The organism is Pseudoalteromonas sp. T1lg10 (assembly GCF_002964545.1).
Lineage (GTDB): Bacteria > Pseudomonadota > Gammaproteobacteria > Enterobacterales > Alteromonadaceae > Pseudoalteromonas.
Window position 1 is genome coordinate 1 of record NZ_PQBV01000039.1, and the last position, 1,076, is coordinate 1,076.

At 46.2% G+C, this 1,076-nt stretch carries 2 pseudogenes and 1 other annotated feature; both pseudogenes read left to right on the plus strand.

What is annotated here, in order from left to right:
* Positions 1-243 (plus strand): annotated as a pseudogene (locus tag C2M17_RS11270) (hypothetical protein); the annotation flags it as partial.
* Positions 233-481: pseudogene (locus C2M17_RS16215) on the plus strand (hypothetical protein); the annotation flags it as partial. The pseudogenes C2M17_RS11270 and C2M17_RS16215, both read left to right, overlap by 11 nt.
* Positions 482-514: 33 nt before the next feature.
* Positions 515-860 (plus strand) — a sequence feature (23S ribosomal RNA rRNA prediction is too short).
* Positions 861-1,076: the final 216 nt, after the last annotated feature.

The window sequence follows — 1,076 nt, forward strand, 5'->3', positions numbered from 1 at the left end:
CAAAACCCGCGAATTGTGTTACTGGATGAGCCAACCTCGGCGTTTGACCAAGTCAACGAAGAGAAAGTCATACAATTTATGCAAACCTGGTTACAAGGTAAAACCTTGGTCATGTCGACCCATAAACGCCGGATGTTGGCACTAGGTACCCGAGGAGTCGTTCTTAAACAAGGACATGTGGCGACGGAAGGTGATTTTGATAGTATTTTAGCTCCTCAAGGGCAGGTGAAACATGAAGCCTAGTAACCCCTGGTCGGATGAAAGCCGTCTATTTTCTGCGCGTCCTGCGCTGTGGTTGTGCATCTTAATCGTGGCCATTTTTATTGGCTGGGCGGCATTTGCTGAGATTGACGAAGTCACCCGCGGTGAAGGTAAAGTTATTCCCTCCAGCCGTTTGCAAACAATCCAAAGCCTTGAAGGGGGGATTGTCGAAGAATTATTGGTCTCAGAGGGGCAACTAGTAGAGCAGGGCGATCCCTTACTTCGGCTCGATAGAACCCGCTTTTTAGCCGCGTTTCGCGAAGGTGAAAGCCAAGCTTCGTCCTTGTTAGCTTCAATCACCCGTTTGGAGGCCGAGGTACGCGATAGCGCGACATTAACCTTTCCAAACGAACTGAAAATCGATGAGAAAGATCGCATCTTTGAGCAAGCGTTATTTGCCTCTCGACGGACCAATAAACAAGAAAAAGTCCCTTTAAAGAAAGCGTAATAGCTCACTAGTCGAGTCGGCCTGCGCGGAAGATGTAACGGGGCTAAACATACCACCGAAGCTGCGGCTGCATACTTAGTATGCGGGGTAGGGGAGCGTTGTGTAAGTGGCTGAAGGTGTGCCGGGAGGCATGCTGGACATATCACAAGTGCGAATGCTGACATGAGTAACGTAGTCACTTAACCATACAACCCAAAAGGGTGTGTATTTCAAGGACTGTTTAACTTCGCCAGAAGTTAGAATACTAAAGTAGACGCACAATTAATCTTTCGATTAACTGGCATATTTCTTTACTTATTGAGAACTCTAAATTATTCAAATTGAACAATTCAAAGTTTTTATCAGCTTTCCAAATTTTTAAAGAGCG